A 23,156-nucleotide genomic window follows, 5' to 3' on the forward strand; every position below is an offset into this window, starting at 1 on the left:
AGGGCGCGGCTACGATTCGGCCCAACGCCTGTGGCTAACCGCCATGACTCAAAATAAGGAGCAGGCCCGCCATGACGTTAACGTCGGCGGGCTTTTTTGTTTCGGGGTGAATACAAGAGTGCAGAAAGCGCCGTTTCAGCCGTTCGACACAGCGCGTTTCAACCCGTAATAAGGAAAACAAAATGTTGAACAAGCGAATCAGTCTGATCGCACTGGGGATGTTGAGTGCTACACAGGCCATGGCTAACGACCAGGCCGAATCCAAGGGTTTCGTTGAAGACAGCAGCCTGAAAGTGCTGCTGCGCAACGCCTACATCAATCGTGATTACAAAGACGGTAACAAGGACAAGGCCGAATGGGGCCAAGCGGCCATCGGTACGTTCTCGTCGGGCTTCACTCAAGGCACCGTCGGTGTCGGCGTGGACGCTTTCGGTCTGTACGCATTGCGCCTGGACGGCGGCAAGGGCCGTAGCGGCGCTGGCGGCATCGACTTCTTCAAACAGGAAAATGACGGTCGTGCGAACCACGACATCGCCAAGGGCGGCGCAGCGGTCAAATTCCGTGTTTCCAACACCGTGTTGACCTACGGCGACCAGATGCCGGCCCTGCCGGTGCTGAGCTACGACAACGTGCGTCTGCTGCCGGAAAGCTATACCGGTACGTTGATCACTTCCCGTGAAATCCAAGGCCTGGAATTGAATGCCGGTCGTTTCACCGCCGAGTCGCGCAAGAGCGATGAAGGCCGCGACAGCGGCGGTCTCAAGTCGATCAACGTGTTGGGCGGCAGCTATCAGTTCACCGAACACTTCAAAGGCGCGCTGTATGCGTCCGACGTTGAAGGCGTCTTGAAGAAACAGTACGTGAACGCCAACTACGTGATCCCGTTCAACAAGGATCAGTCCCTGACCCTGGATTTCAACGGCTATCGCACCAAGCTGGACAACTCCTATGTCCGCGAAAACGGTGTAACTGGCGACGACAACAAAATCTGGAGCCTGGCAGCCACTTTCGCCACCGGCCCGCACTCGTTCACCGTGGCGCATCAGCGTTCCACTGGCGACAGCAACCTGGGCTACGCCTATGGCGGCTACCAGAAAGATCAGGGCCGTGTTGGCGACGGTGGTAACTCCATCTATCTGGCCAACTCCTACTGGTCCGACTTCAACGCCGAAGACGAGCGCAGCTGGCAGCTGGGTTACGGCCTGGACTTTGGTTCGTTCGGCGTTCCGGGTCTGAGCTACAACTTCGCTTACGTGCGCGGCGACAACATCACCACGTCTACAAGCGAAGGCGGCACCGAGCGCGAGATCTTCAACCAGTTCAAGTACGTCGTGCAAAGTGGCCCGGCCAAAGACCTGAGCGTGAAGTTGCGCAGTTCGATCCTGCGCGTGTCGCAGAAATCCAGCGAGTACAACGTCAGCGGTAACGAACTGCGTGTATTCGTGGACTATCCGATCAACATCTTCTGATGATCGATCCGCTGTAAGAAAAATGAGAAAACCCCGATTCGTTCGGGGTTTTTTTTCGGCGTTTTTTCAGCGCAAACCGCAAATAACCGGTGTTCTTGTCATGTAAAAGTCGTTTTTCAAGCGCTGCAGATTCCGCTTCAAGCAGTGCTTCAAATGCCTGAAATTCTTTCTCATGGACGCAAATTCTCCACCCAATAGATTAGGGCGTTCAACGCAGCGGAGAATTTGGTAATGATCGTTTTGAACAGAGAAGTGGGCGAATCGCTACGGCGCGACAAGTTTGTCAACGTCCAGGGTGGTGACTTCAATCTCTACGGTCATTTTGCCGACTTCGTCAGACTGACCAAAAGTTGGGAAAACATGGAGCCTGACAGCTACTACGGTCAGGCCGAAGCCGGCATGCGCTACCGTCGTTACAGCGACTTTGAATACAACCCGAAAACCCGTGAGCTCAAGCAACTTGAGCACCGCGCTTACGTGCAATCGAAAGAGAACAACGCTTACGTCGGTGGCGTGGTACGACACTTTCAGGACTTCTCCGAAGAAGTGATCTCTTCGCCGGTGATGCGCAGCCTGATCGACACTGATTTCGAAGTGTACAAAAGTGTGCTTCCGGAAGAGTTGCACGATGAAATCTGGCAGTGCCAGATCCATCAGATCCGCATTGAGATCAAACCCGGCAAGCAGCTGGAAATCACCCCTGAAGGCATTCATTGCGACGGCTATCCGTTCAGCGGCGTGCACTTCTGGGGGCGCAATAATGTCGAGGGCGCTGAGAGTCGTTTGTATGACATTCATCAGCAACAGCTGGCGGCGACCACCTACGAGGAAATTCTCGATACCACCTACTTCCTCGATCGCGACATGCGCCATTACGTGACCCCGGCGCGCAACACCCACACCCATGCCATGGCGTACCGGCAGATTCTGGCGATTTCCTTCTCGCGGCCCGGGACCGCTTTCGACATTGTTCGCTAATCAGATCACCCCAATCGACGGCGTCGAGTGCTCGACGCCAGTGGTACTGCGCCGCGCAACTGCCAAGGATGCACAACGCATGGAGCGCTTCTTCCGCCAGTTCGACGAAGTGTCGTTCTGCGAATGGCAGGACGCCAAATGCCTGCGCGGCGTGTTGATCCAGAAAACCACCACGGCGTACCTGGCTTTCGATGTCGAGGGCGAGATCGTCGGCGCGGTGCTCGGCGGCATGCTCGGCAGTCGCGGCACGATCAACCATCTGGCCGTGAGCCCGCGTTACCGCAGCCAGGGCGTGGGCCAGCGTTTGGTCGAAGCAGCGTCGTCCGACATGAAACGGGTCGGGGTGCTGCGGATGTTTCTGTTCGTCGACGATGCTAACCTCGCGGGCAAGCGATTCTGGACCGCCCAGGGTTTTTGCGAGCCTCACGGCGAACGAACATTTGAGAGGGATCTATGAATGAAAGGTCCGGCAGCGCGCCGCTGATGGCGAATCATCAGCCGTCGCGCACGTTTGCCGAAGCCAGCCCGGTGGTCGCCGGGTATTTCACCGTGTCATTTGTCTTCGGGCTGATGGCGGTCAACGCCGGCCTGCCGATGTGGCTGCCGGTGGCGATGTGCTTGTTTGTCTATGCCGGCGCCTCGCAGTTCGCCGCGCTGGCGCTGATCTCCAGCGGCGCATCGCTGACCACCATTGTGCTGACCACTTTCCTGATCAATGCGCGGCACATGCTGATGTCGGTGTACATGGCCAAGGCTCTGCGCGCGCTGGGTTTGAGTCGCATGGAGCGTTGGGCTTACGCCGGTGGCCTGACGGATGAATCCTTCGCCTTTCACAGCGTCAAGCTCGGTACAGGCGCGCCGGTCAACGTGCGCTACCTGATCGGTTTCAACCTGTTCTGCCACACTTCGTGGGTGCTCGGCGGTTTGCTCGGTGCGGTCTGCGCGCAGTACGCGGCGCACTTGATCAAATATCAGCTCGATTACGCGCTGACGGCGATGATGCTCTACGTGCTGGTCTCGCTGTGCAACACGCGTAACAAATTGATTGCGGCCGCTGCTGCCGTGGTGTGCATGGGTGCGCTGAGCCTGATCGGCAGTTCGCCCTTCAACGTATTTATCGCCACGTTTGTGGGCTGCGGAGTGGGTGTATGCCTGACCAAACGTTCCTGATTCTGGTGGTGGTGCTGATGATGGCGGTGACCTTCTTGCCGCGCGCCTTGCCGCTGCAGATCAACACCGACCACTGGCCGCCCTTCGTGGCGCGGGCGCTGGAATATCTGCCGGTGGCGATCGTCGCTGCGATCAGCCTCACGCCCTTGTTGATCAAGGACCGGCAGATCCAGCTCGATCGCCCGGAATTCTATGCTGCGATTCCGACGTTGCTATGTGCGTATTTCAGCAAAAACCTCTTTCTCAGTGTGGCGGTGGGGACGGCTGCGTACATTGCGCTCGGCTCGTTCATGTAGGGGCAGATCAACGACGTCGTTCAGCGCCTGGTGCGACAGCTCCGGATTGTTTACCGCCAGGCGCACTTCGAGGAAATCCTCGAAACCGGGAAAAATCGTCAGTCCGTTCTTCTGCGCCGCTTCACGCGAGACCATGCCGACCGCATCCATCTGCGTGATCAACGACAGCGTCAGGGTTTCGCTGCAGGAATAGACCATGCGCTGGCCGTTCTCGTGGTTGCCAAGCCCGGCGTCGAGAAAACGCAAAAAGCTGTGGGAATACGGACAATCTTCCGCAGGACGCACCTGAAACTTGTTGCCCAGCAAGGTCAGCGGATCGTTTTCCTGACCGCAATGCGCACCGACCACCTGCACCTGCACATCCGGCAGGACGATGCTCGGCAGCCCCGGCCGCTGCGGGCCGATCAGCACGGCAAGGTCGAAATCTTCGTTCTTCAGCTTGCTGAGGTTTTCCATCGACTCGGCGTAGCTGAACTCCATCTGATAATCGGGAAACACCTCGATCAGGCGTCCGATCATGCGTCGGTTGAAATCAGGCGACAGGGTGTTGTTCAACGCCACCTTCAACGTCCGCTGCCCTGGCACCTTCAGCGCTTCGACCTTTTCTTCCATCTGTCGCGTGGCGATCAACACTTTGTCGATGTAGGGCGTGAGCTCCGTGCCTTGCGGCGTCAGCGTCAGGCCTTTGTTGGAACGGCGAAACAAGCGGAAACCGAACTGCTCTTCGACCTTGTTCAACTGTGCGGCCAACGCCTGCACGGTCAGGCACGAATGCTCGGCTGCAGCCGACAACGAGCCGGTCTGCACGATGCGCATGAGGTTGCGTAAGGTTCTGCTATCCATGGGTAATGCCCTCTGAAGTGGGCTGGGTATTGTTGTTTACGAAACGACCGAAACGGCGCCATATGCCGGCTATATTCCTGCACCTGAGCATAGTTGTCGCGGATTTAGTAGCGAATTGATTTCCCCGCCGATGGCTGGAGGCTGACAGAGGATCGGGGTTTTTGGTCGGATGGGGGTGATGGAGATCAAAAAATGTGTGCAAGCAGTATGGATTTTTCAGTCTGCACGGTTGTTCATCAGTGTATTAATTTTGAGTAAATGTACAGATATGTACTAACCTCAAGGCATGATGATTTCTCTGGAGGCGGCCAAATGCCAACTTCATCTACTGCGTTAAACCCACGCGAACAACTCGACGCCCCCGAAGCCGGCCGCGTTGCGCTGAAGTTCTTCTTCAACCTCATGGAGCACTGGGGCTGCAATGCCGAGCAACAACGCACCCTGCTCGGTGGAGTCGGCAACACCACATTCTATAAATACAAACACCTGCCAAACACACGCTTGCCCCATGACACCCTCGAGCGCATCTCTTATCTGATGGGCATTCACAAGGCGCTGAGCATCATCTTCAGCAATAGCCGCGAGCGCGCCTACGATTGGGTCAGCAGCCCCAACACGGCGGCACCGTTCAACGGCAAAACCGCGCTGGATTACATGCTGGCAGGCCGGGTGGTCGATATCGCCGATGTACGCCGCTACCTCGACGGAGTGCGCGGTTGAAAGCGCCGGCGCCGGTGGATGTGCCATGGCCGCGGGCGTATCGCATCGTCAACAGCAGCTTCCCGCCGATTGCACTGTTCGAAGACGTGCTCGACGCCGAGGACCTCGAAGTTGCCTACGCCATCGAAGCACTGACCAATGATCGGCTGGTCGAACAGGCCGGCGTCCTTGCCCGCGTACGTCCCGAAGATCGCCTGTCCGGCCCCGGTTCCAGCCCGGTGATGGCCGCGTTCACTCACGTCGGCAAACGCAGCCGTTTCAGTGACGGCACCTTCGGCGTCTATTACGCCGCCAGCAGCCAGAGTGCGGCCATCGCTGAAACCTGTTTTCATCAGGAACGTTTCCTCGCCGCGACCCAGGAAGCCGATCTCGAATTGACCATGCGCACTTACGTCAATCAGGTGGTCAAGCCGCTGCATGACGTTCGCCAAGGTTTCGAATATTTGCATCAGCCCGATCCGGAAGCCTATGGGCCATCACAGGTATTTGCGCGACAGTTGCGCGACGCCGAGTCGTGGGGCTTGCTCTATAACAGCGTGCGATTGCCCGGGCATGAATGCGTTGCGGCGTTCCGTCCGCCTGCGGTATCGATTCCGAAGCAGGGCAAGCATTTGCGCTATGTTTGGAGCGCAAACGAGCAGAGGATTTCGTATGTGCTCGAGATCAGTCAGGTATGAAACGCAAAAAGCCCTCGCATCCGCGAGGGCCTTGTGAGCTCCAAACGACAGAAACAACAAAGCCCCGGCATTTCTGCAGGGGCTTTATTTTGTATGGTGCCGGCACCAGGAGTCGAACCCGGGAACTACTGATTACAAGCCGTTTGCTCTGAGGCTTCGTACCGCTTCATCGAATATCACAAGTTTTGCTCTGTCTAGTGTTTACGTGGTCTGTAGCCAATTTGGTATCTTTCTATGTTTCACATGTTAGCGTACCTTTGCATGAGAAACGGGGAACGGATGGGGAAAACGGGGAAAGAATGGCTAAGCGTACGCGAATGACCGAGATGGAAGCCTATGCGGTAAAGACTCGTCAGTCGGAGCCGGTCGGCTCTCGCGGAAAGGGGACTTTGTTGCTCGAGCGTAAAGCTTCCGGAGCGATTCAGGCCTACTACCGTGAACGCACCTCGGATAGCGACAAGCGTCTGCCTCTCGGGACGCTGGCGAAGAAGCCGCGTGTGGGTACAGACGAGCAAAGCTTGGATGGCATTCGCGCGCAGGCGATGCGCATTTCAGTTGAGGTCGCAGTTGCGGGCGGTATAGCGAAGTACTTGGAGAGCATATCTGAACAGCAGGCCGCGGCCGCGGCTAGTCGAGAAGCTGCAGCTGCATTAGAGGAAGCGGACCGGCTGGAGCGTCTACGCCTGGCGGAAATTGAGGCGTCCCGCGGAAGTTTTCACGATCTGTTTCAAGACTACATTGAATCGCGTCGGATCAAGGCAACACCAGGCGTCGTGAAGGAGTTAGAGCGTCTTCTCAAGACCAACATGCAGGAGCCTCACCCGGAGATGATGAGGATGAAGGCTCGGGATATTAGGGCTGATCATATCCTCAACATCCTCAATCCGATTTGGGAGCGTGGCTCCAAAGTGCAGGCGGATCGTATGCGTTCGTTCTTGGTTGCGGCATTCAATCATGGGCTCACGGCGGAGAGCGTGGTCGGCCGCTCCAATGCAAAAATTTATAGTCTCGAAATCAACCCAGCAGCAATGGTGAAGGTCGATAAAGTCTCGGCTCCTGTCGAACGTGCATTATCAGACGCTGAGCTGAAGCGATTCTGGGATACGGTTGAGAGCACGGCCGGTATCGGTCCGGTTATGGGGCTGCTATTTAAATTTGTCATATCGACTGGCGGCCAGCGTATCAAGAATCTGATCGAAACCACCTGGGCAGACTATGATCTGGATGCTGGCACGGTGCTATTGATTCACCGCAAGGGAAGAGGGGGGCAGACCATGAGTCGGCCGCACCTAGTCCCGCTATCTGACCGTGCCATCACCATCATGCGCCAAGTGCGGGAAATTAATGGTGACCATCCATGGCCTTGGACGACACATGGTAAACAGCCCTTCGTAATTAGCAGTCCTACTCATGCCGTAGCAGATTGGCTTGATTCCAAGCATTCCCTAATCGATGGTGTGAAGATCCCTGCATTCTCTCCAAGGGACCTGCGCCGGACCTGCACACAGCTTATGCAAAAGCACGGTGTTGACGATCGGTTGTCGGATCTCCTTCAGGCTCATGGCCAGACAGGCGTTGTATCTCGGCACTACCGAAACAATCCTGAAGCGGCGCTGCCAGAGAAGCGTCGAGCTATCGAGCTATTCGACCAAGCATTGGCTAAAGCGTTAGGAGAATCCAAGGACGTTGGGACTGTCCTTTCGATCTCGCGTCGGAAAAAGAAATCCAACTCAATGTCCTGATGGCTCGACGGCTGAAAGCCTTTTAGGCAGGATCAGCAGCCTAAGCCATCGTCAAAAGCGGCAGCTCAACGTCCGAATCCGCGCCTGTGAAGCTATAGGACACCACCGTCAGTCCTCCGCCCATTCCCCAGAATACGCGGGGTGCAGCGATTTTCCGTTCCACAACTCTGGCTTAAAAGGCGCAGAAACTGCGTATAAGTGGGAATAACAGCAAATAAGCGCAAATAAACAGGGAAACTGTTCATAACAGAGCTAAGTACACTTTAAGTGTAAGTTTCCACTTTGAGTGGAAGTCCACGCCGCGCACTTCAGTGTCACCATCTATCAAGGTCGCGACACGTTTTCGTAATTCTCAAAACGTGTCGCGGCTGGTTAAACATTAGCGAAACCATGTATAAAAATTCTCAGCTACGAAAGGCGCATGATTCGTGCTAGGGACTAAGGAGGGCCTCATCAGTCCCCCCTTAGTCCCTCTGAAACCCGCGGCCCTAGGGCGTTTTGCTGAATTCCGACGAACGGTTGGTGGGTTGGAACTGGGGGTTCCAAGGTGTGTGTGGGTATGTGTGGGTACAGGTGAGACCGTCTGGGACAGTAAGTAAGGCTCTGAAAATGTCCGGGGATAACTATTGCGTACAGGAGATCGTAAATAATCTTCTTGGTTTTTTTATTCAGTGCGCTTTAGAATCTGCTGCATAACCCAGCAACGTGCTTTGACCATATGAAACAACTGGTTGACGTTTGCTGTTGGGATCGCTGACAGCTGGAATTGCAGACAAAGAAAAGCCCCTGGTGGTCGAAGACCAGGGGCTCATTCGGGAAAGGACGTTGGAGCGTCCTCTGCATACCAGCTAGGCCAGCACACAACCCCGAGGGGGAGAAGCATTTGAGACGGCTTCTGGATGTACGAATAGGCACATGTGCCTATTCGTACACGGGCGGACTGTATTACCGATAATGGTAATACGCAATACTGGTGTATTAGCCAGTGGCGTATTTTCCGACGGCGCGCACTCTGATTCTGTTGCAGGATCTGGTGGGCTCAGTACGACTCGATCTCCTCGGTATTCCAGCAATGATTGGAGTTACCGCAAATGGCACAAACCGCCACCCGCATTACCGATGTACCAAACCTGCCCATCCCCGGCACACGCGCTACCGCCGCGCAGCTCTGCGCCAAGTATCAAGTCAGCCGCGCTACCTGGTGGCGCTGGTCCAAAACTCCCGGCTTTCCAGCACCCATCCGCTTCGGCCGCTCCGTCCGTTGGGAACCCGAGTCTGTGGAATCCTTTCTGCTCAGTCAGGAGGCTTAACCCATGATGACCAATCAACTCTGCGCTGGCGCGGGGACAGGTTCGCTTTGCCTGGAAAAAGCGGCTGTATCCCTTTCTGTACCCTTAAACGCATTGGTGCCCAATCGTTTTCTCGTTTGCCGCTCTCAATTCGTCGTTGCCGAAGTTAACGCTGACGATGGGGTGGCCTGACATGGAAAAGATCCTTCCTTCCGAGATGAGTTGCTCAGCGCAAACCAATAACGACACCAGTGGTAGCGCCCAGCGCATGCGCCTCTTGGCGTATCTGAGCCAGCATGGCTCGATCAATACCTTCCAAGCCATCGCGCTATTGAACATTCTGCGACCGGGAGCGCGCATTGCTGAGTTGCGTGCGCAGGGGCATGGCATCGTTACCCACCTGAGTACGCTGAAAGATGACCACGGTCGCGATCACCAGAAGGTTGCAACCTATTACCTGAGCTCTGGCCCGGTGCAGAAGGTGGCGTCATGACGGCGAAGATCTTCAAAACGACGGGAGAGGGTAGTACGGGAAATCCCCGCATTATCCTCGCTGCGTATCAGGGTGAACCTCGCGTCGACAGCCGCGTGCTGGCCGAGCAGTTGGACAACAAACACAAGAACTCCATCGCGCTGATCGAGCGCTACCTGATTAAGTTCAAAGAGTTCGGCTTGCTGGCGTTTCAAACGGAGGCAAGACCGGTGGGCCAGCATGGCGGTGGAGATGTTAGGTTCGCCCTGCTCAATGAGGATCAAGCATTCTTCCTGCTGTCACTGTCCCGCAATACGGGCCGCGTCGTGGAACTGAAAGCGAGCCTCATCGTGGCTTTTCGCGAAGCCCGATATGGGCACGCCTCTCAGACGCTCATAGCACGCAGGAACGAAGCCAGCGTCAGTGGTCGCCGGCTGGCGCACTGGCGCTATGACAAACCAGGCGTATACGCCCACGTCGCCCACTTGAGAGAACAGCTGAAGCTGCCGATTGACGTGGAGGACTTGCGCCCATGAACGCCTTGCTCATTATTGGGGATGAACAGTCGATAACTTTTCTTGCCAGCAGTCGCACCCGTAGGTATGGTTTGTCTGTCGCTGCAAATTCAGCGACCGGGCGTAGGAACCCGAGAAGCAAAAGGCGCAACAGCGCCCAGATCACTTCTGCAGGCGTTTTTTTTCGCTTGCAGTTCCGTGTTATGGCGGCTGTGTGCGGGCAGGCTTCGGCCTGGCCGGGCTCCTTTTGCCCCGGTATTCCTACCCCGCGCACAGCTGCCACCCAATCCCGTAGGAAGGATCGTGGCAGCTCCTCGTTAGCAGAAGGAGCTTTACAGATGCCGGCCCTCATTCCGTCCGCAATTCGCGCCCTTGCTCACCGCCGTATGGCCCTGAGTGCTCTCCGCGCAAACTCGTCCCTCTCCGTTCGACTCGCTCGCTACAACGCTCACATGACCATCGTCCGCAGATTGGAAACCTCAGGGGGCGTGCAATGAGCCAGCCAATCGCTCGCCTCGCCGACGAAGCCCTTGAGCTGCTGCGCGCCACACACGAACGCATCAGCAATATGCGGGTGTTGTTCAACGCGATCACAAAGGACCTGAAGCACGGCAAGTCGCACGATATCGAAGAGCTGGCCAGCCTTGGCAGCTTCCTCGGGTACGACTGGGCGAACTATGTCGACAGCGAAGTCGAACAGATGCAGAAGGCGCTGGATGCCGCGGAGGTGGCCAAATGAGCGCCTCTATCCGATCACGGGAGCACCTGAGCTTCACGAAGCGCGATCCTGAAGGGCGACTGATCAACTGGCCTCGGAACAATCCCGGCGTAGCGGCTGACTGGCAGAAGGGTATCGAGTTCTTCGAAGGCGAAGTATTCGAGCTAGCCGCCCACGATGAAACCGAAGCGTTCAACGCTATTCAATTTGCCATTGCCGGAATGGGCGGGCGCACCACCAACCTTGAAATCGGATTTATAGATCGCGTGGCACGTGCTGCGGTGCTTGGTTTGCGCGTGATTCGCGGCGGCGCAGCACGGTTCGAACCCAAAGACATCGAAGAGATTTAAAACATGAAAATTCGAAACGGCGCATCAGCGTCGACGGGATCGGCTTGCCTGAAGAAAGCCACCGAACTGTTTTACGTCACACACCCAAAGTTGCCAAAGGCGCTGCTGGGACCGTTCTTGACCAAGGCCGACGCTGAGTGCGGGCGCGTAGTTATGCGTAGTGCTGATGCGCAGGTGACTGCATGTCTTGTTGACTCTATCGACGACATCACCCACTGGCACGGTGTGAACAACGGTCACGTTTGCCGGGCGTTTGCTGGTGTTGATCGCCGGGAGGTCAGCCATGGGTGACGTGACGCCAATCAAGCGCAAAGGAAGTGGTGGCCCTCCCGCTGCTGGCGCTCATATCGACAGCGCCAGCTATGTGCTGCTGGTGGAAACGCTGGTCGGCTTTCTGGAACTGCGAATCTCGGAAGGCGACAAAGGCCGCCACTGCGAAGAGCTCGAGCGACTGACTCAGAAACTGGAGAACTTGGCCAAGCGGTTTACCCCGCCGAAGGGGGCCGCATGACTGACGCCGCGATTCTTTTCCGTGATGCGCTTCAGGCTGTCTATGGCCAGCTCGACTGGCTTCCTGTAGCCGACGGCACTATCCACCGGTTCCGTGTACCGGAAGATAAGCCCGGCTCCCTCAACGGCTGGTACGTGCTGTATCTGGATGGCATCGCGTCCGGAGCATTCGGCAGTTGGAAGGCGGGCAGCGCCAGCACCTGGTGTAGTCGCGAACCGGTGGACGCTCGCGAAGCGGCCCAGATCCGCGAACGTGTTGAGCTGGCCAGGCGCCAGCGAGAGGCCGACCAGCGCCAGCGCCATGAGCGAGCGGCGGCAAAGGCCAATCACTGGTGGCGCAACGCGCGCCGCGCATCACCAGACCATTCGTATCTGGTGGCGAAGGGCGTTCGCTCCTACGGCTTGCGCCAGCGTGGGGCTGAACTACTCGTTCCGCTGTATCAGGACGGTCAGTTGGTCAACCTGCAACGAATTGCTCCGGACGGCGAAAAGCGCTTCCTGTTCGGCGGCCGGATCAAGGGCACCTATTCGCCGCTGGGCATCATCGAGCCAGATTCTGTGCTTTGCATCTGCGAAGGGTGGGCGACGGCCGCCAGCCTCCACCAGCACGTCGGCTATGGCGTTGCTGCGGCTATGAACGCGGGTAACTTGCTCCCGGCGGCGACGGCCCTTCGTGCTCGCTACCCGAACCACCCAATCGTAATCGCCGGCGACGACGACCGACTCACCGATGGCAACCCGGGGCGCGCAGCGGCAAACGCAGCGGCGGCAGCCGTGGGTGGTCAAGTGGCTTTTCCTGAGTGGCCGGAAGGCGCCCCCGATGACCTCACCGACTTCAACGACCTCGCCAACTGGAAGCTCGCCCATGTCCAAGCCTGACACCAACGTGATCAACCTTCGGCCGGACGCCGCGACCATTGCGCCAGATCGCCCCTGCTGGGCGGTGTATGAGCATTGGGTGATCAACGAGAAGGGCCGCAAGCTTCGCCCAGGCGTTTACTGGCATAGCTTCAAGCGCGCTGCCGCTGACCAGGACGACGCCGAGAGCGATACCGGCGACCGGCCTATCACCGATGAGTGGATATCCAGCCCCGTCACAGTCATCGCTCGCACCACAAACAGCGACGATGGCAGCGAAGGTCGATTGCTGCGTCTGGTCACCGAGGGCGGCATCAAGGAGTGGATCATCGCCATGGAGGTGTTCGGCGGCAGCGGCGAGGACGCCCGGCGCGCCTTGTTCGGGATGGGCGTCATTATTGCCCTCAAGAAGCGCGGCACGTTTATGGAGTACCTGCTCGACCAGCATCCTGCAGAAGTGTTCGCCACCACTAGCCGGCCGGGTTGGCATGAATCGGGCGCGTTCGTGCTGCCCGGGAGGACAATCGGCAGCGACAAAGTGCGATACCAGGCCAGCAACAAGGCGCAGGTTCTTTTCAGCCGCCGCGGTGAGCTGGCTCTATGGCAAACAGAGGTAGCCGCGAAGTGTGCCGGCAACCCGGTGCTGACACTGGCGATCGGCTGCTCGTTGGCCGGCCCGCTGCTGAGTCTGGTCGGCGTGCTGGGTGGGGGCGTTCACCTGGTGGGCGACAGCTCGAGCGGCAAGTCCTTGGCGCAGTTGATTGGCTCGTCGGTGTGGGGTGACCCGGGCGTGTTCGCCGCCAGTTGGGACATGACCAAGGGCGGCCTTGAGATCGAGGCGTCGAGCCGTAACGACACCATCCTGCCGCTGGACGAGATCAAGCGCGCCGACCCGAAACGGGTACAGGAAATGGCCTACTCCCTCGCCAACGGCCAAGGCAAAGGCACCATGACCCGTGAGCGTGAAGGCCGTGCCAAATTGAGCTGGCGTCTGCTGACCCTTTCCAGCGGTGAGCGCTCACTCTCTGAGCACGCGGCCATATCCGGCAATGCCGCCCACGCCGGCGCTGAGTTGCGCATGGTCGACGTTAACGCCGGCACCCGCACGCATCGTGCCTTTGACGAATTGCACGGGCTTGAGGGTGCGGACTTTCACCGCCAGCTCACCGTGGCCGTCGGCGCCCACCATGGCCACCTCGGGCCAGCGTTCGTCGAGAAGCTGCTCGCCAGTGACGACCGTACCGGACTGCTGGAAGACTTCGCCGGAGTGCGAGCCAGCTTTGTGGAGGACAACGCCCAAGCGGGACGCGTGGCCGATCGGTTCGCCGTTATTGCCTTGGCGGGTGAGATGGCCATCGCCTACGGGCTGCTCCCATGGAAGCCGGGTACTGCTCTTGCCGACTGCCGTTTGCTCTATGGCGAATGGCTTAGTCGGGTGGGTAGCGGTAATGCAGAAGACCGCCAGATCCTCGCCGGCATTCTCGACTTCATCGATCGCCATGGCAGTAGCCGCTTTTCCGATGTCGATGACGTGGCGCCTGACACCAAGGTATTCAATCGCGCCGGCTATTGGGAGCTGACGGGCAATAACCGCCTGTACCTGTTCAACAAGCCGGCACTGATCGAGGCCGCCCACGGCTTCGGCCTGTCTCGCATCATCAAAGCGCTGGAGGGCGCGAACGTCCTCGCCCGCCGCGACAACGAACGCAAAACCAAAAACTACCGGCTCCCAGGCGGTGGCCAGGCGCGCCTGTACGTGGTCGATCCTGAGGCAATGGACCGCGAAGGGGGTGGCGCATGAACGGCACCAAAACGTCACCTACCCGAATTGCCCAAGTTCACAGGAACCTAGAATCACTGGCAACAGTGGCAACGCCGGCAACGGCCTTGTGGGACGCGGCTTGCAGCCGTTGCCACCCTATAAAAAAAGTGGCAACAACTGGCAACACACATCTCATTTTCAACACAAGAGGCCGGTTCGCCCCCTCAGTTTGGTTATCACTGTTGCCGGTAAAAATCCGGTGGCAACAATTTGGAAGCATCGGCAACACCTGGAGCCCACGGTTCAAAGGGCTGTTGCCATTGTTGCCGCTGTTGCCGGTGTTTTTGAAATCACAGGAACATTGGATTAGAAGCAATCAGGGCGAGGGGGCCTTATGAGCCTCCTGTCCTTCCTGCTCGATCACATGCCGCCGGCCATTGCTGGCGCTGACTCCGCAAAAGTGTGGAGTCGTCCTCAACCTCGCCCCCACCTAGTGCTGGCGAACCGTATTGAGCGCCCTGCCCAGTTCGTTACTGGCCCCCATGCCAACGCCGCCACTGCCACACCTGAGTGGCGACAGGCCCGCGACCAGTACCTCAACCACATCATGGTTTGCCGTTCCTGCTACGCGCCCACTGGCCGCCACTGCTCGGCTGGCGCTGATCTGCGCGCCGCTTACGACTCAACGCCCATGGAGAAAGCCCAATGAGCACAAGCCTCGTCATTTCCCTGGTCGACATCGCCAGGAAGCCTAGCGCCAGCATGAGCACTAGTTTGATCACCACCCGGCGTATCTGCCGCGTCTTCGGTGAACGGCTTGATTACATCCGCGACGAGCGCAGGGCCATACGCCGCAAGGCCGGCAAACTTCGCCAATATCTACCATTTACCGCTGGCACCATCGCCGAACTCGAACGGCAGGCCACCGACCACCGCCGTGTGGAGTCTGAAGACCTTCGCACGGTGCTCGCCGGTTTCGGGCGGTCGTTGGTACTGGACACCGAGGGACTGGCCAACAGCCTGGGGTTTGATCGTCTGTGCGATCTGCTCGCAATCAACAACGTGGAGCGTGAGACGGCGCGCAGGGAAGGCTTGGCCAGCCTGGCTGACTTGGTGTTTGCCTACGCACTCGAGGACAGCGCCGCCCGCCGCGGCCAGGAATGGATCGACGCACCGCTGTTCAACGCCTGCCGCCTCGCAACCATGAATTTCATTAGGGAATGCCCGGAGCACCTGCTGCCCGACCCGTTCGCGCCTGGCGCTCCGTTCGGCCCGAAACTCCCGCCCAACCTGAGCATCGTCGGCAAGTAGGCATCCCATTGCGCGACACGTTTTGCGAATCACCAAAACGTGTCGCGACACCGAGCAACACAGCAGGCATCGGCCCATCAATGGCACCAAGGCGCCGTAGGAGGAAACACATGTCACACCACATCCGCTTCGCCGAAGCGTGTAAGGACACAGATTTCACCACTGACCCCAGCACGATCGGCGGGTACATCGTCTGGACCGTCCAGCATGTGCGCGACGGGGAGCGGGTAGAGATCGAGGGGCCTTTCTTCACCGAGGAAGAGGCCAGGATCTCAGCCGAACTGATGCGCATCGAATACCGGGGAGCCCGGGCGTACAAATCGACTCACTGTTCGGCCTGGAATCCAGACGTGAAACGCGAGATCGCGATTCGAAACGACGCAATGGCCGCACGCATGATCCTCGCCGACCAGCTCGGCATGGAAATTCCAAAACATAGCGCTCAAGGCGCTCAGGAGTAAAACATGGCAATGGCAGTGAATTACGGCAACAAAACACGAATTCTCCTCGGCGGATCTGCGGGTAAGAAATTCGGGCGCGAGCACATATACGAACTCGACACTGGCCACGTTCGCGAAGCGGTCAAGGCAGTCGACGTCAATTTCCCGGGGTTTGCAAAATACTTGGCTGACGCAAAAAGCAAAGGCCTGGAGTTTGCAGTTTTCCGCAACGGGAAGAACATCGGCGAGCAAGATTTGAAACTGGGCGGGGCGCAGGAGATCCGAATCGTTCCAGTGATCGCTGGCAGCAAACGAGCGGGTGTTCTGCAGACCGTAATCGGAGTGGCTCTCATAGTTGTAGCGTCGTTCATGACGGCTGGCGCTGCGGCGACAGCGGTGATGGGCGCGGGGATTGGCACAGCGGCCGGCGGCGTGATCCAAATGCTCAGCCCACAGCTTGGCGGACTATCGCAAAGCTCCTCGCCGGAGAACTCACCGAGCTACAGCTTCGGGTCTGCGCGGAACACCACGGCAAGCGGCAACCCGGTGCCGATCTGCATCGGCCATCGCCGGTGGGGTGGAATGATCATCTCGGCCTCGATCTACGCCGAAGATAAGGCGTAACGCGATTGGGCTTTCATTGAGCGCATGGTAGCGTCACGGCTTTATCAGTTACGGATAACGCCACCATGCGCTTTCTAGAAGCCGCCGTCCTCGCCACTTCTACCCTTATTTTGGCTGGGTGCTACTCACCGAGTGCCCTTGTTGAAAAAGGGCCGGTGCTTTCGGCATCCTCCAGCAAAACCCCTAAGAACTACGCCTTATGCGTCTTTCCACAATGGCAGGAGCATCGACCAGACGCCACTATGTCCGCAACAGAAACAGGCTATCGGATAATCAGCGGCAACGACATGAACACCAATGAGATCCTGAGCATCAGCAAAACCGCCCCAGGCAGCTCGGTGAAATTTTACCAACGCGCCTACCTCGACTTCGGTTCAGGCAAAGAGAGCGCATTGCGATCGACAAAAGCGTGTCTTTGAATAGATGCTCGGACGCGAACATAGACCAGACTGCCGCACTGGAAACATATGGTCTGTCTCGCCCGGTGGTAACCAAGCGTGGTAACCACCATTGGTAACCATCCCAAGGAGTCGCCTCACGGACCTTTCGTGTCCGGTGACTCGTCGGCGCGATGTCAGGTTTTGTTAGGTTCCTGACTGCTCTTCTTCGAGGATATGAGCCTCGAGGTTGTGAAGCGTATACGAGAGATCCCCAGCGGGGTCGTAGAGCTCGCGAACCCATTTGTCATTCGTTGGATTTGCATTAACGGCTAGCCTGAAATTGGCCGACGCGGAACGGAGCCCTGGCCCAAAGTACATTTCCTCCAAACGGGTTTGTGCCTGTTTTCGCCGGGACATGGTTCCGTGCTTAGCAGCAGTCTTTATTTCTTCCTTGATCGACTTCAGCCGAGATTGAAGGGAGGAAATCTCGTATGGGGAAAATGACTTTCCAATTCCCCCCTCCCGCATGAGTGTCTCCAACTGATCGTGTAAACGGCGAATCTCATCAGCCATTTTCCGAGCTTCAACAAGATCGATTGTTTCTGCGGGCATGCGTCGCTTCCTGCTTGGGTTGAAGATTATCAATAGCGGCATATCTCACAGATTTCAACGATTGAGCAACGGATCGGCCGGTATCCGCTTTGATATCCACCATCTGTTAGTAAAAGTTAGTACGCGCAGCATCACTCGCAGGGCACCATCAAGCCACGCATCCAGCCAGTGACCAGCCGCGGTGACCACCAGTAGTGACCACTCCCCGCGCCCACCGCATTCAAAGCTGATTGTGAAAACCAACCCCATGACCGAACCTTCGCGCACGGCTTCACGCACGATCTTCACGCACCCAGAAGCCCGCGAAATCCCTGTGGGAGCGAGATTCCCAACACTGGTACTCAGCTAGGTACGCACAATCGGTACGCACCCTGGCCCTGCCAGCGGCCAGCACCCTCGGTGGAAGGTTCCGAGCAAAGCTAAACTCCCGAGAAACTCAGCTTTTCGACGTTGACTGATGCTTCATGAAGCCGAGCTGCAACGAGCGCTAAATAATTGTTAAATCTGGCCCTGTCGCCGGGAGAGACGCTGGCGATCACCGCTTCGTCCACAACGCCCACGCCTCGTAGAGTGGCCTGTAAATCGGCAATCCAGTTACTCATGAAACCGTCATACAGGCTCGGTACCGCCTCGAACACTGATTTGATAGCTCCAGCGATAGCAGCGTCGTTGAGACTATTCACTACCTCATGAGCAAAGGTATTTCTTGCATCACGCAGACTATGTAGCAGCGTCAGCATTTCCAACGAAATCAAACCCAGGCAAAACGCTAGGTCTATCTTTGCCGCGTATTGGAATCTGAGCTTTCCCTTGCGAGCGCCAGGTAAACCAATGAGTCGCGCTTTGATCATCTCATCCAAAATGCCGTCTGTTATCACTCCGCTCAGCAGAACCGCACCTCGATCATTCTCTTCAGAAAGCAGCTCAAAGGTTTTTTTGTAGACTTGGCCGACGTTAGCACCCGCGAACATGCGTACCCTCCTTAAAGTCATGGTTTACCAGATGGCCTCCCGAGGCCGCTAAGCCTGCGAGCCACCATCACTATGGCATGCACACTCGTCAGTTCGCAGCGATGGTTCGCACCTGGTTCGCAACCACTATTGCGCGCGAACCGCCCGCCCACGCTGATCTTTCGCGACCAAGTCGTAAAACTGGATGCGGCTGGGACGTCCCTATTATCAAAAGCCATGACGGGCGATGTAAGGTTTCCACTGAGGTTTCCACCGAAACGCAGGCATTTAACCTGGCAACCTGCAAGCGACCGGCATATTTTCTAGGCGATCGATATAGGCGTTTACCCCCACTGGGGAAACACCCATGATTGGCTATCGAAATCTTCAGTGAGAACAGCATGCCCAGCATCGTTTGGGGTCGACATCCCCAGGAGGCATACGACACCCCTTACGAGCATGAAGCCCAGCGGCAGTTCCTCAGGGAATGCGATGCCCTGCTTCGTGAAATCATCAAACGCCTCAGGCCGCACACGCTGAAATACCATCGCGACGAGCAATCTCTGCAGAAGGCGACTTGGCTGATCACCATGGACTTGCTGGCGTCACTTCTCGACTGCGTCGCCTTACTGAAGGAGATGCGCCACAGGCCAGTTGCGCGAGTCTTCCGCGACGCAGTTGAAGCGATCGACGTGATGCGCTTTCTGCACGCGGATTCCCCGAAAGCAGTATCTGCGCTGAAGAAGTGGTACCAAAACGAAACAATTTCTCACGGCGAAATCCGGAAACTGATCGAAGCGCAGGACGGCGTAGAGGCGGCCACCGTGCGCAGGGTCTTTTATCAGGAACTGTCCAAGTTCACGCACCGTACGTATCGAGCACTTCTCCACAGCGTGTCACTCGGCCGAGACGATCTCATGGTTCACGACAGTCATGGCTCCGGCCATCTTGTTCTTCCGCAAACCATCGCTGCGTATATGGCCGTGCTGGGAGACATAACGATCCAGGCGAGCGGAAGCGTCAGTTTCACCGGGCTTCTCGCTAGCGATGAGGTGGCGGAAGCGTGGGGTGCGGCTCTGGAGGTTCACACCGTTCCTCGGCGCTTCGCAATGCAAGTGAAACCTGGCTCACCTCTTTGACCACGCTTTGACGGAATGTGAGACAGGCATGAGACGAACCCTGCGCATGACAACCGTTTGAGCTTAATTCGCGTGCGTGGCGTCAAAGAGTGGGGCTTTGCCGTCTCATACCCATGACAGCCCAGACAGATTCTGGACAGGCTCTGGACGGATTGACCGGGCGCATTTTGGTAGGTGGCGGACGGGCGCTACGGCCACCAGGGCCGGGCCAGCTCGGAATGCTGACGGCGATAGCCGAGGCGTCCAGAACAGGTGGGTCTGTTTCAGCGCAGGAGACGCCCAAATCCTTGACCATCCTTGACGGAGCCTTGACCAAACTTTTGACAGGTCTTGACGGATTGCGCTGGCATCTCCTACCACCAGCGCCATCAAGCCTAAGCACAGCCACGCTCGCAGCAATTCGCTCCGCCCTGTAAGCGCCTGCCTCGTCAAGAATTTATGATCATGGCCGACAAGGGGCGAACGGTGATGGCCAGGCCGAAACGCCTACCGCGATCGGCCAGACAAAACCTTAGCGCGCCAAGCAATTCTTGACAGGACCTTGACGGATTTTCGCTGGCAGGCGCCGGTCAATGCCTCCACAGCCCACGCACGGCGCCGTCTCCAGGGTGAAAGGTCTCGCGCTGGGGCTTGGTACTCGTCAAGTATTTACAGGGCGTCCGCCGACCTGACAGCAGGCCGAAGCAGGTTGTCTCTGTCACCGTGTTTTACAATGATCGGCCCATCTCAGAGAACAGTCAGATGACTCAAATGCCAAGCCTTAACCCGGAGGCTGCGTTACCAAAAATCGAAGTGTCCAAGGATGGAAAGTATTTCCGAGTGGACTGGGATTATCAGGAAGCCCCTGAGAGCCGAGTTCTGATTGAGAACAAGCTATTGGACGGTTACATCTGGGGCGTGATCGCCAGTCTTTGTATCGCTGAGAAATGCATCAGCTGTGCGACGCCGAGAACGGGAACAATCAAGAGGTTGGAGCAAGATGTCGCGGTAAGGCTTACAGACCTTCTTACGGAGGCACTTCACTCGATAGTTGCAAGGGAATACCAGCGACTTAAGCGCGAGGCCACCTGGCCGCATTTGAGAAATACCCAAAAAAATGCTGCCTCATAACCAGCCATACAAAAATGAGAGCCTGGGCATTACCAGCAGCCTTGAGATGCGATGATCGATCCCGAATCTGAAAATACTCCATGAATGAGCACTACCCTGATCCGGGGTAGCGTTACGTTGCTCAGCGGCAAAATGGCATGACTTCAAATTGCCAGCTAAGGTGGCTTTAGTAAAAGCCGCTTGGCTTGTCGAGTTGAAGGTACTCAGGGATCAAATATGCCTAGTCTTGATAACCACATTCTCATTGCGTTGACTCACTATCGAGGACTGATTGCGAAGCACTTCGGTTGCTCATTGCTGGCATATTCCGGCCCGATACACCCTGCGGTTCAAAGTGCGTACGTGAATGCGATCGAAGAGTTAGTGCAACATCGCGCCAATACAGCAAATCCGAACCGAATTTGCATCGTCATAGCGACGCCAGGCGGGGTAGTTGAGGCTGTTGAGAAGATGGTTGAGGTAACTCGACATCATTTTGATGAAGTATTTTTCGTGGTTCCTACGGCTGCAATGTCCGCAGGCACAATTTTTTGTATGTCCGGCGATAAGATTTTCATGGACTACACGTCCTCGCTCGGTCCGATTGACCCGCAGGTTCCCTTGGCAGATGGGCAGCTTGTCCCTGCCCTCGGTTACATCGACAAGGTAAATCAACTTATAGAAAAGTCTGCAGCTGGTAGCCTCACAGATGCAGAGTTTATGATGCTACAGCGCCTGGACCTCGCGACTCTTCGTCGCTATGAACAAGCTAGGGATCTCTCCGTGAGTCTGCTAAAGCTCTGGCTTGTGAAATACAAATTCAAAGACTGGACAGTCCATGGATGCACCAATCCGGGCACGGCCGTGTCCGAAGCAGAAAAAGAGGCACGCGCCGAGCAAATCGCAAAAGACCTGAGTGATAACAACCGTTGGCATTCGCACGGCAGAATGATCGGAATCAACACGTTAACCGGTGGTCTGAAGCTAAAGATCGAAGACTATACTGATGATCAAGAACTCAGGCAGAATCTGCGCGTTTATTCAGAGCTGATCACTGAGCATGCAGAACGCCAGCGATCTGCTTTCATGCTTCACTACACATAATCAGCGAGGGAGGGATGCCATGACGACGCTTGCAAACCGTACAGCTGAAGCGCTTGAGCGCGAGTCGGTAATCCGTTCAGGGGAGAGATCCCAGCGTCTTTCAGCGATCAACGATCGTTATGATCGCCTTGTGAAATCTGGGGCAGTTCAGCCTGAACGCTACAATATTGCTCCAATCAACCCGTCCTCGATGACTCTCCCGCCAAACTCCTTGTGAGCTTACGTTGACCTCAAAGCCCTGCTACTGACAGGGCTTTTTTGTCTTTAATCAATCAACTTTGAAGCAGACCGTCTTTGTCGTATCGACTCAAACCGCCATTTCTGGCTGGCCAATACCGTTCGTCGGTTTCACCGCGCATGAATTTACCCTAGCCATCAAAAGCGACCTTTAGGGAAAGGTGCCACTGGCTTGACCGGGGACAACTATTTGCTGGATAGTGTCAACACGCTCGTCCCGTGACGACAAACTGGCAACTCCTATACCTTCCCCAATCTATGGAAGGTGACGGTCGAGGACCTACCCTTTGGGGCAACCCAAAGGGTGGATAGGTCTCAAGGCTTCAAATTTTCTTTACGTTTTGCTTTGTGAGCTCTCGAGTCTGCCTCGCGAAGAATGCGGATTTTTTCTACAGCCTCGCAGGCGTACGGATAGTTAGTCGCTCTGAAACTACCATTCTTCCCTTCTAGATTTTTGCGTATCTGTGCAGTTATAACTGTATTCAGGATTAACAATAATTCTCGATCAGACGATTCAAGCGCCAGCCGACTGTAATAGTCCAAGAGGCGCATACATTGATCTGCTCCTGATGACTTCATTTCCCACTGGGTAACTAGATTAACTCCATCAAGGAAAAACTGGCGATCTGAATTTTGTGCTGCTTCAGCTTTCTGAGCCAGGAAAAACTCTCGCTGCTGCTTAGCTTGATGGAAAGTAAAAAACAATACTACGATAAGCGACAGTGCTCCTGAGAAAGCAGAAGTATGCCCACCAAAAAAATCGCCCATCTGACCTAGTTCTGAAAGGCTTAGTCCCGTTTGCACTCCCAAGGAAAGGTTGTTGTACCCAACCACTAATAAATTAGCTATAGGAATAAGTGCGAGCACTCCTACAATCGACACCAGAGCAATCATCCATAGC

At 56.6% G+C, this 23,156-nt stretch carries 30 protein-coding genes; 25 read left to right on the forward strand and 5 right to left on the reverse strand.

Annotated features, from left to right (window positions below):
- The first annotated feature begins 182 nt into the window (after window positions 1-182).
- The 5 genes from J5M66_RS15645 to J5M66_RS15665 all read left to right on the forward strand — a co-directional run bounded on the left by J5M66_RS15645 (window position 183) and on the right by J5M66_RS15665 (window position 3,913).
- Window positions 183-1,469 (forward strand): OprD family porin, encoded by a 1,287-nt coding sequence (locus tag J5M66_RS15645; protein ID WP_207808010.1) that lies wholly within the window; start codon window positions 183-185, stop codon window positions 1,467-1,469.
- A 231-nt stretch (window positions 1,470-1,700) separates the two neighbouring features.
- A complete protein-coding gene (locus J5M66_RS15650) occupies window positions 1,701-2,447 on the forward strand; it encodes a 2OG-Fe dioxygenase family protein (protein ID WP_016772154.1) in 747 nt (248 codons plus the stop codon).
- 79 nt (window positions 2,448-2,526) lie between these two features.
- Entirely contained in the window at window positions 2,527-2,904 is a 378-nt protein-coding gene (locus J5M66_RS15655; protein ID WP_003220700.1) for a GNAT family N-acetyltransferase, read from the forward strand.
- A complete protein-coding gene (locus tag J5M66_RS15660) occupies window positions 2,901-3,617 on the forward strand; it encodes an AzlC family ABC transporter permease (protein ID WP_207808009.1) in 717 nt (238 codons plus the stop codon). The genes J5M66_RS15655 and J5M66_RS15660 overlap by 4 nt, the downstream gene beginning before the upstream one ends.
- Window positions 3,596-3,913, forward strand: a complete 318-nt coding sequence (locus J5M66_RS15665; protein WP_041477503.1) for an AzlD domain-containing protein — start codon at window positions 3,596-3,598, stop codon at window positions 3,911-3,913. Before J5M66_RS15660 ends, J5M66_RS15665 begins: the two co-directional genes overlap by 22 nt.
- Here J5M66_RS15665 and J5M66_RS15670 read toward each other — a convergent pair.
- Complete coding sequence (locus tag J5M66_RS15670; protein ID WP_016772151.1) at window positions 3,830-4,756, reverse strand: LysR family transcriptional regulator; 927 nt, start codon at window positions 4,754-4,756, stop codon at window positions 3,830-3,832. The two genes, J5M66_RS15665 and J5M66_RS15670, sit on opposite strands and share 84 nt — an antisense overlap.
- A 312-nt stretch (window positions 4,757-5,068) precedes the next feature.
- Here J5M66_RS15670 and J5M66_RS15675 point away from each other — a divergent pair, with 312 nt between their 5' ends.
- The 17 genes from J5M66_RS15675 to J5M66_RS15760 all read left to right on the forward strand — a co-directional run bounded on the left by J5M66_RS15675 (window position 5,069) and on the right by J5M66_RS15760 (window position 17,163).
- Window positions 5,069-5,476, forward strand: a complete 408-nt coding sequence (locus tag J5M66_RS15675; RefSeq protein WP_123444060.1) for an MbcA/ParS/Xre antitoxin family protein — start codon at window positions 5,069-5,071, stop codon at window positions 5,474-5,476.
- Entirely contained in the window at window positions 5,473-6,153 is a 681-nt protein-coding gene (locus tag J5M66_RS15680; RefSeq protein ID WP_207808008.1) for an RES family NAD+ phosphorylase, read from the forward strand. The genes J5M66_RS15675 and J5M66_RS15680 overlap by 4 nt, the downstream gene beginning before the upstream one ends.
- 317 nt (window positions 6,154-6,470) lie before the next feature.
- On the forward strand, window positions 6,471-7,895 hold the full coding sequence (locus J5M66_RS15685) for a tyrosine-type recombinase/integrase (protein WP_207808007.1): 1,425 nt from the start codon (window positions 6,471-6,473) through the stop codon (window positions 7,893-7,895).
- 1,313 nt (window positions 7,896-9,208) lie between these two features.
- Window positions 9,209-9,376: a hypothetical protein gene (locus J5M66_RS15690; RefSeq protein WP_207808006.1), complete on the forward strand. Its 168-nt coding sequence runs from the start codon at window positions 9,209-9,211 to the stop codon at window positions 9,374-9,376.
- A gap of 1 nt (window position 9,377) precedes the next feature.
- Window positions 9,378-9,677 carry a helix-turn-helix domain-containing protein gene (locus J5M66_RS15695; RefSeq protein WP_243432909.1) on the forward strand — a complete coding sequence of 100 codons (300 nt, stop codon included), beginning with the start codon at window positions 9,378-9,380 and terminating at the stop codon, window positions 9,675-9,677.
- On the forward strand, window positions 9,674-10,192 hold the full coding sequence (locus J5M66_RS15700; RefSeq protein WP_207808005.1) for a Rha family transcriptional regulator: 519 nt from the start codon (window positions 9,674-9,676) through the stop codon (window positions 10,190-10,192). The genes J5M66_RS15695 and J5M66_RS15700 overlap by 4 nt, the downstream gene beginning before the upstream one ends.
- A gap of 472 nt (window positions 10,193-10,664) precedes the next feature.
- Complete coding sequence (locus tag J5M66_RS15710; RefSeq protein ID WP_192559522.1) at window positions 10,665-10,910, forward strand: hypothetical protein; 246 nt, start codon at window positions 10,665-10,667, stop codon at window positions 10,908-10,910.
- Entirely contained in the window at window positions 10,907-11,239 is a 333-nt protein-coding gene (locus J5M66_RS15715; RefSeq protein ID WP_207808003.1) for a hypothetical protein, read from the forward strand. Before J5M66_RS15710 ends, J5M66_RS15715 begins: the two co-directional genes overlap by 4 nt.
- A gap of 3 nt (window positions 11,240-11,242) precedes the next feature.
- A complete protein-coding gene (locus J5M66_RS15720; RefSeq protein WP_207808002.1) occupies window positions 11,243-11,530 on the forward strand; it encodes a hypothetical protein in 288 nt (95 codons plus the stop codon).
- Window positions 11,523-11,750 carry a hypothetical protein gene (locus tag J5M66_RS15725; RefSeq protein ID WP_207808001.1) on the forward strand — a complete coding sequence of 76 codons (228 nt, stop codon included), beginning with the start codon at window positions 11,523-11,525 and terminating at the stop codon, window positions 11,748-11,750. The genes J5M66_RS15720 and J5M66_RS15725 overlap by 8 nt, the downstream gene beginning before the upstream one ends.
- A complete protein-coding gene (locus J5M66_RS15730) occupies window positions 11,747-12,628 on the forward strand; it encodes a toprim domain-containing protein (protein ID WP_207808000.1) in 882 nt (293 codons plus the stop codon). The genes J5M66_RS15725 and J5M66_RS15730 overlap by 4 nt, the downstream gene beginning before the upstream one ends.
- Window positions 12,615-14,408 (forward strand): DUF927 domain-containing protein, encoded by a 1,794-nt coding sequence (locus tag J5M66_RS15735; protein ID WP_207807999.1) that lies wholly within the window; start codon window positions 12,615-12,617, stop codon window positions 14,406-14,408. The genes J5M66_RS15730 and J5M66_RS15735 overlap by 14 nt, the downstream gene beginning before the upstream one ends.
- Window positions 14,405-14,767, forward strand: coding sequence for a hypothetical protein (locus tag J5M66_RS15740; RefSeq protein WP_207807998.1), 363 nt, complete (start codon window positions 14,405-14,407; stop codon window positions 14,765-14,767). Before J5M66_RS15735 ends, J5M66_RS15740 begins: the two co-directional genes overlap by 4 nt.
- A gap of 307 nt (window positions 14,768-15,074) precedes the next feature.
- Window positions 15,075-15,680 carry a hypothetical protein gene (locus tag J5M66_RS15745; protein WP_207807997.1) on the forward strand — a complete coding sequence of 202 codons (606 nt, stop codon included), beginning with the start codon at window positions 15,075-15,077 and terminating at the stop codon, window positions 15,678-15,680.
- A gap of 110 nt (window positions 15,681-15,790) precedes the next feature.
- Window positions 15,791-16,141, forward strand: coding sequence for a hypothetical protein (locus tag J5M66_RS15750; RefSeq protein WP_207807996.1), 351 nt, complete (start codon window positions 15,791-15,793; stop codon window positions 16,139-16,141).
- A gap of 3 nt (window positions 16,142-16,144) precedes the next feature.
- The gene (locus J5M66_RS15755) at window positions 16,145-16,744 is read left to right on the forward strand and encodes a tail assembly protein (protein ID WP_207807995.1); all 600 of its coding nucleotides are present in this window, start codon (window positions 16,145-16,147) and stop codon (window positions 16,742-16,744) included.
- A 65-nt stretch (window positions 16,745-16,809) separates the two neighbouring features.
- Window positions 16,810-17,163 carry a hypothetical protein gene (locus J5M66_RS15760; protein ID WP_207807994.1) on the forward strand — a complete coding sequence of 118 codons (354 nt, stop codon included), beginning with the start codon at window positions 16,810-16,812 and terminating at the stop codon, window positions 17,161-17,163.
- A gap of 165 nt (window positions 17,164-17,328) precedes the next feature.
- Here the strand turns inward: J5M66_RS15760 and J5M66_RS15765 are convergent, their stop codons facing one another.
- The 3 genes from J5M66_RS15765 to J5M66_RS15775 form a co-directional block, all read right to left on the reverse strand.
- Window positions 17,329-17,736, reverse strand: a complete 408-nt coding sequence (locus J5M66_RS15765; RefSeq protein WP_207807993.1) for a hypothetical protein — start codon at window positions 17,734-17,736, stop codon at window positions 17,329-17,331.
- Window positions 17,737-17,790: 54 nt separating this feature from the next.
- Entirely contained in the window at window positions 17,791-18,024 is a 234-nt protein-coding gene (locus J5M66_RS15770) for a hypothetical protein (RefSeq protein WP_207807992.1), read from the reverse strand.
- Window positions 18,025-18,155: 131 nt separating this feature from the next.
- The gene (locus J5M66_RS15775) at window positions 18,156-18,707 is read right to left on the reverse strand and encodes a hypothetical protein (RefSeq protein ID WP_207807991.1); all 552 of its coding nucleotides are present in this window, start codon (window positions 18,705-18,707) and stop codon (window positions 18,156-18,158) included.
- Between the two features lie 350 nt (window positions 18,708-19,057).
- On the opposite strand from J5M66_RS15775, the gene J5M66_RS15780 reads away from it, so the two are divergent.
- From J5M66_RS15780 to J5M66_RS15790, 3 genes are all read left to right on the forward strand, one after another.
- Window positions 19,058-19,825, forward strand: a complete 768-nt coding sequence (locus J5M66_RS15780) for a hypothetical protein (protein ID WP_207807990.1) — start codon at window positions 19,058-19,060, stop codon at window positions 19,823-19,825.
- 741 nt (window positions 19,826-20,566) lie between these two features.
- On the forward strand, window positions 20,567-20,935 hold the full coding sequence (locus tag J5M66_RS15785; RefSeq protein WP_243432908.1) for a hypothetical protein: 369 nt from the start codon (window positions 20,567-20,569) through the stop codon (window positions 20,933-20,935).
- Between the two features lie 216 nt (window positions 20,936-21,151).
- On the forward strand, window positions 21,152-22,018 hold the full coding sequence (locus J5M66_RS15790; protein WP_207807989.1) for a hypothetical protein: 867 nt from the start codon (window positions 21,152-21,154) through the stop codon (window positions 22,016-22,018).
- 552 nt (window positions 22,019-22,570) lie between these two features.
- Here the strand turns inward: J5M66_RS15790 and J5M66_RS15795 are convergent.
- Window positions 22,571-23,156 (reverse strand): hypothetical protein (locus J5M66_RS15795; protein ID WP_207817492.1); only part of this gene is annotated, 586 nt, incomplete at its 5' end.

This window comes from Pseudomonas sp. 67(2021) (genome assembly GCF_017491835.1).
Lineage (GTDB): Bacteria > Pseudomonadota > Gammaproteobacteria > Pseudomonadales > Pseudomonadaceae > Aquipseudomonas > Aquipseudomonas atacamensis.

Excerpts from the sequence above, each read along its gene's own strand:
- J5M66_RS15645 (WP_207808010.1), top strand. The coding sequence starts at position 183 with ATGTTGAACAAGCGAATCAGTCTGATCGCACTGGGGATGTTGAGTGCT.
- J5M66_RS15650 (WP_016772154.1), top strand. The coding sequence starts at position 1,701 with ATGATCGTTTTGAACAGAGAAGTGGGCGAATCGCTACGGCGCGACAAG.
- J5M66_RS15655 (WP_003220700.1), top strand. The coding sequence starts at position 2,527 with ATGGAGCGCTTCTTCCGCCAGTTCGACGAAGTGTCGTTCTGCGAATGG.
- J5M66_RS15660 (WP_207808009.1), top strand. The coding sequence starts at position 2,901 with ATGAATGAAAGGTCCGGCAGCGCGCCGCTGATGGCGAATCATCAGCCG.
- J5M66_RS15665 (WP_041477503.1), top strand. The coding sequence starts at position 3,596 with ATGCCTGACCAAACGTTCCTGATTCTGGTGGTGGTGCTGATGATGGCG.
- J5M66_RS15670 (WP_016772151.1), bottom strand. The coding sequence starts at position 4,756 with ATGGATAGCAGAACCTTACGCAACCTCATGCGCATCGTGCAGACCGGC.
- J5M66_RS15675 (WP_123444060.1), top strand. The coding sequence starts at position 5,069 with ATGCCAACTTCATCTACTGCGTTAAACCCACGCGAACAACTCGACGCC.
- J5M66_RS15685 (WP_207808007.1), top strand. The coding sequence starts at position 6,471 with ATGACCGAGATGGAAGCCTATGCGGTAAAGACTCGTCAGTCGGAGCCG.
- J5M66_RS15690 (WP_207808006.1), top strand. The coding sequence starts at position 9,209 with ATGATGACCAATCAACTCTGCGCTGGCGCGGGGACAGGTTCGCTTTGC.
- J5M66_RS15695 (WP_243432909.1), top strand. The coding sequence starts at position 9,378 with ATGGAAAAGATCCTTCCTTCCGAGATGAGTTGCTCAGCGCAAACCAAT.
- J5M66_RS15700 (WP_207808005.1), top strand. The coding sequence starts at position 9,674 with ATGACGGCGAAGATCTTCAAAACGACGGGAGAGGGTAGTACGGGAAAT.
- J5M66_RS15710 (WP_192559522.1), top strand. The coding sequence starts at position 10,665 with ATGAGCCAGCCAATCGCTCGCCTCGCCGACGAAGCCCTTGAGCTGCTG.
- J5M66_RS15715 (WP_207808003.1), top strand. The coding sequence starts at position 10,907 with ATGAGCGCCTCTATCCGATCACGGGAGCACCTGAGCTTCACGAAGCGC.
- J5M66_RS15720 (WP_207808002.1), top strand. The coding sequence starts at position 11,243 with ATGAAAATTCGAAACGGCGCATCAGCGTCGACGGGATCGGCTTGCCTG.
- J5M66_RS15725 (WP_207808001.1), top strand. The coding sequence starts at position 11,523 with ATGGGTGACGTGACGCCAATCAAGCGCAAAGGAAGTGGTGGCCCTCCC.
- J5M66_RS15730 (WP_207808000.1), top strand. The coding sequence starts at position 11,747 with ATGACTGACGCCGCGATTCTTTTCCGTGATGCGCTTCAGGCTGTCTAT.
- J5M66_RS15735 (WP_207807999.1), top strand. The coding sequence starts at position 12,615 with ATGTCCAAGCCTGACACCAACGTGATCAACCTTCGGCCGGACGCCGCG.
- J5M66_RS15740 (WP_207807998.1), top strand. The coding sequence starts at position 14,405 with ATGAACGGCACCAAAACGTCACCTACCCGAATTGCCCAAGTTCACAGG.
- J5M66_RS15745 (WP_207807997.1), top strand. The coding sequence starts at position 15,075 with ATGAGCACAAGCCTCGTCATTTCCCTGGTCGACATCGCCAGGAAGCCT.
- J5M66_RS15750 (WP_207807996.1), top strand. The coding sequence starts at position 15,791 with ATGTCACACCACATCCGCTTCGCCGAAGCGTGTAAGGACACAGATTTC.
- J5M66_RS15755 (WP_207807995.1), top strand. The coding sequence starts at position 16,145 with ATGGCAATGGCAGTGAATTACGGCAACAAAACACGAATTCTCCTCGGC.
- J5M66_RS15760 (WP_207807994.1), top strand. The coding sequence starts at position 16,810 with ATGCGCTTTCTAGAAGCCGCCGTCCTCGCCACTTCTACCCTTATTTTG.
- J5M66_RS15765 (WP_207807993.1), bottom strand. The coding sequence starts at position 17,736 with ATGCCCGCAGAAACAATCGATCTTGTTGAAGCTCGGAAAATGGCTGAT.
- J5M66_RS15775 (WP_207807991.1), bottom strand. The coding sequence starts at position 18,707 with ATGTTCGCGGGTGCTAACGTCGGCCAAGTCTACAAAAAAACCTTTGAG.
- J5M66_RS15785 (WP_243432908.1), top strand. The coding sequence starts at position 20,567 with ATGACTCAAATGCCAAGCCTTAACCCGGAGGCTGCGTTACCAAAAATC.
- J5M66_RS15790 (WP_207807989.1), top strand. The coding sequence starts at position 21,152 with ATGCCTAGTCTTGATAACCACATTCTCATTGCGTTGACTCACTATCGA.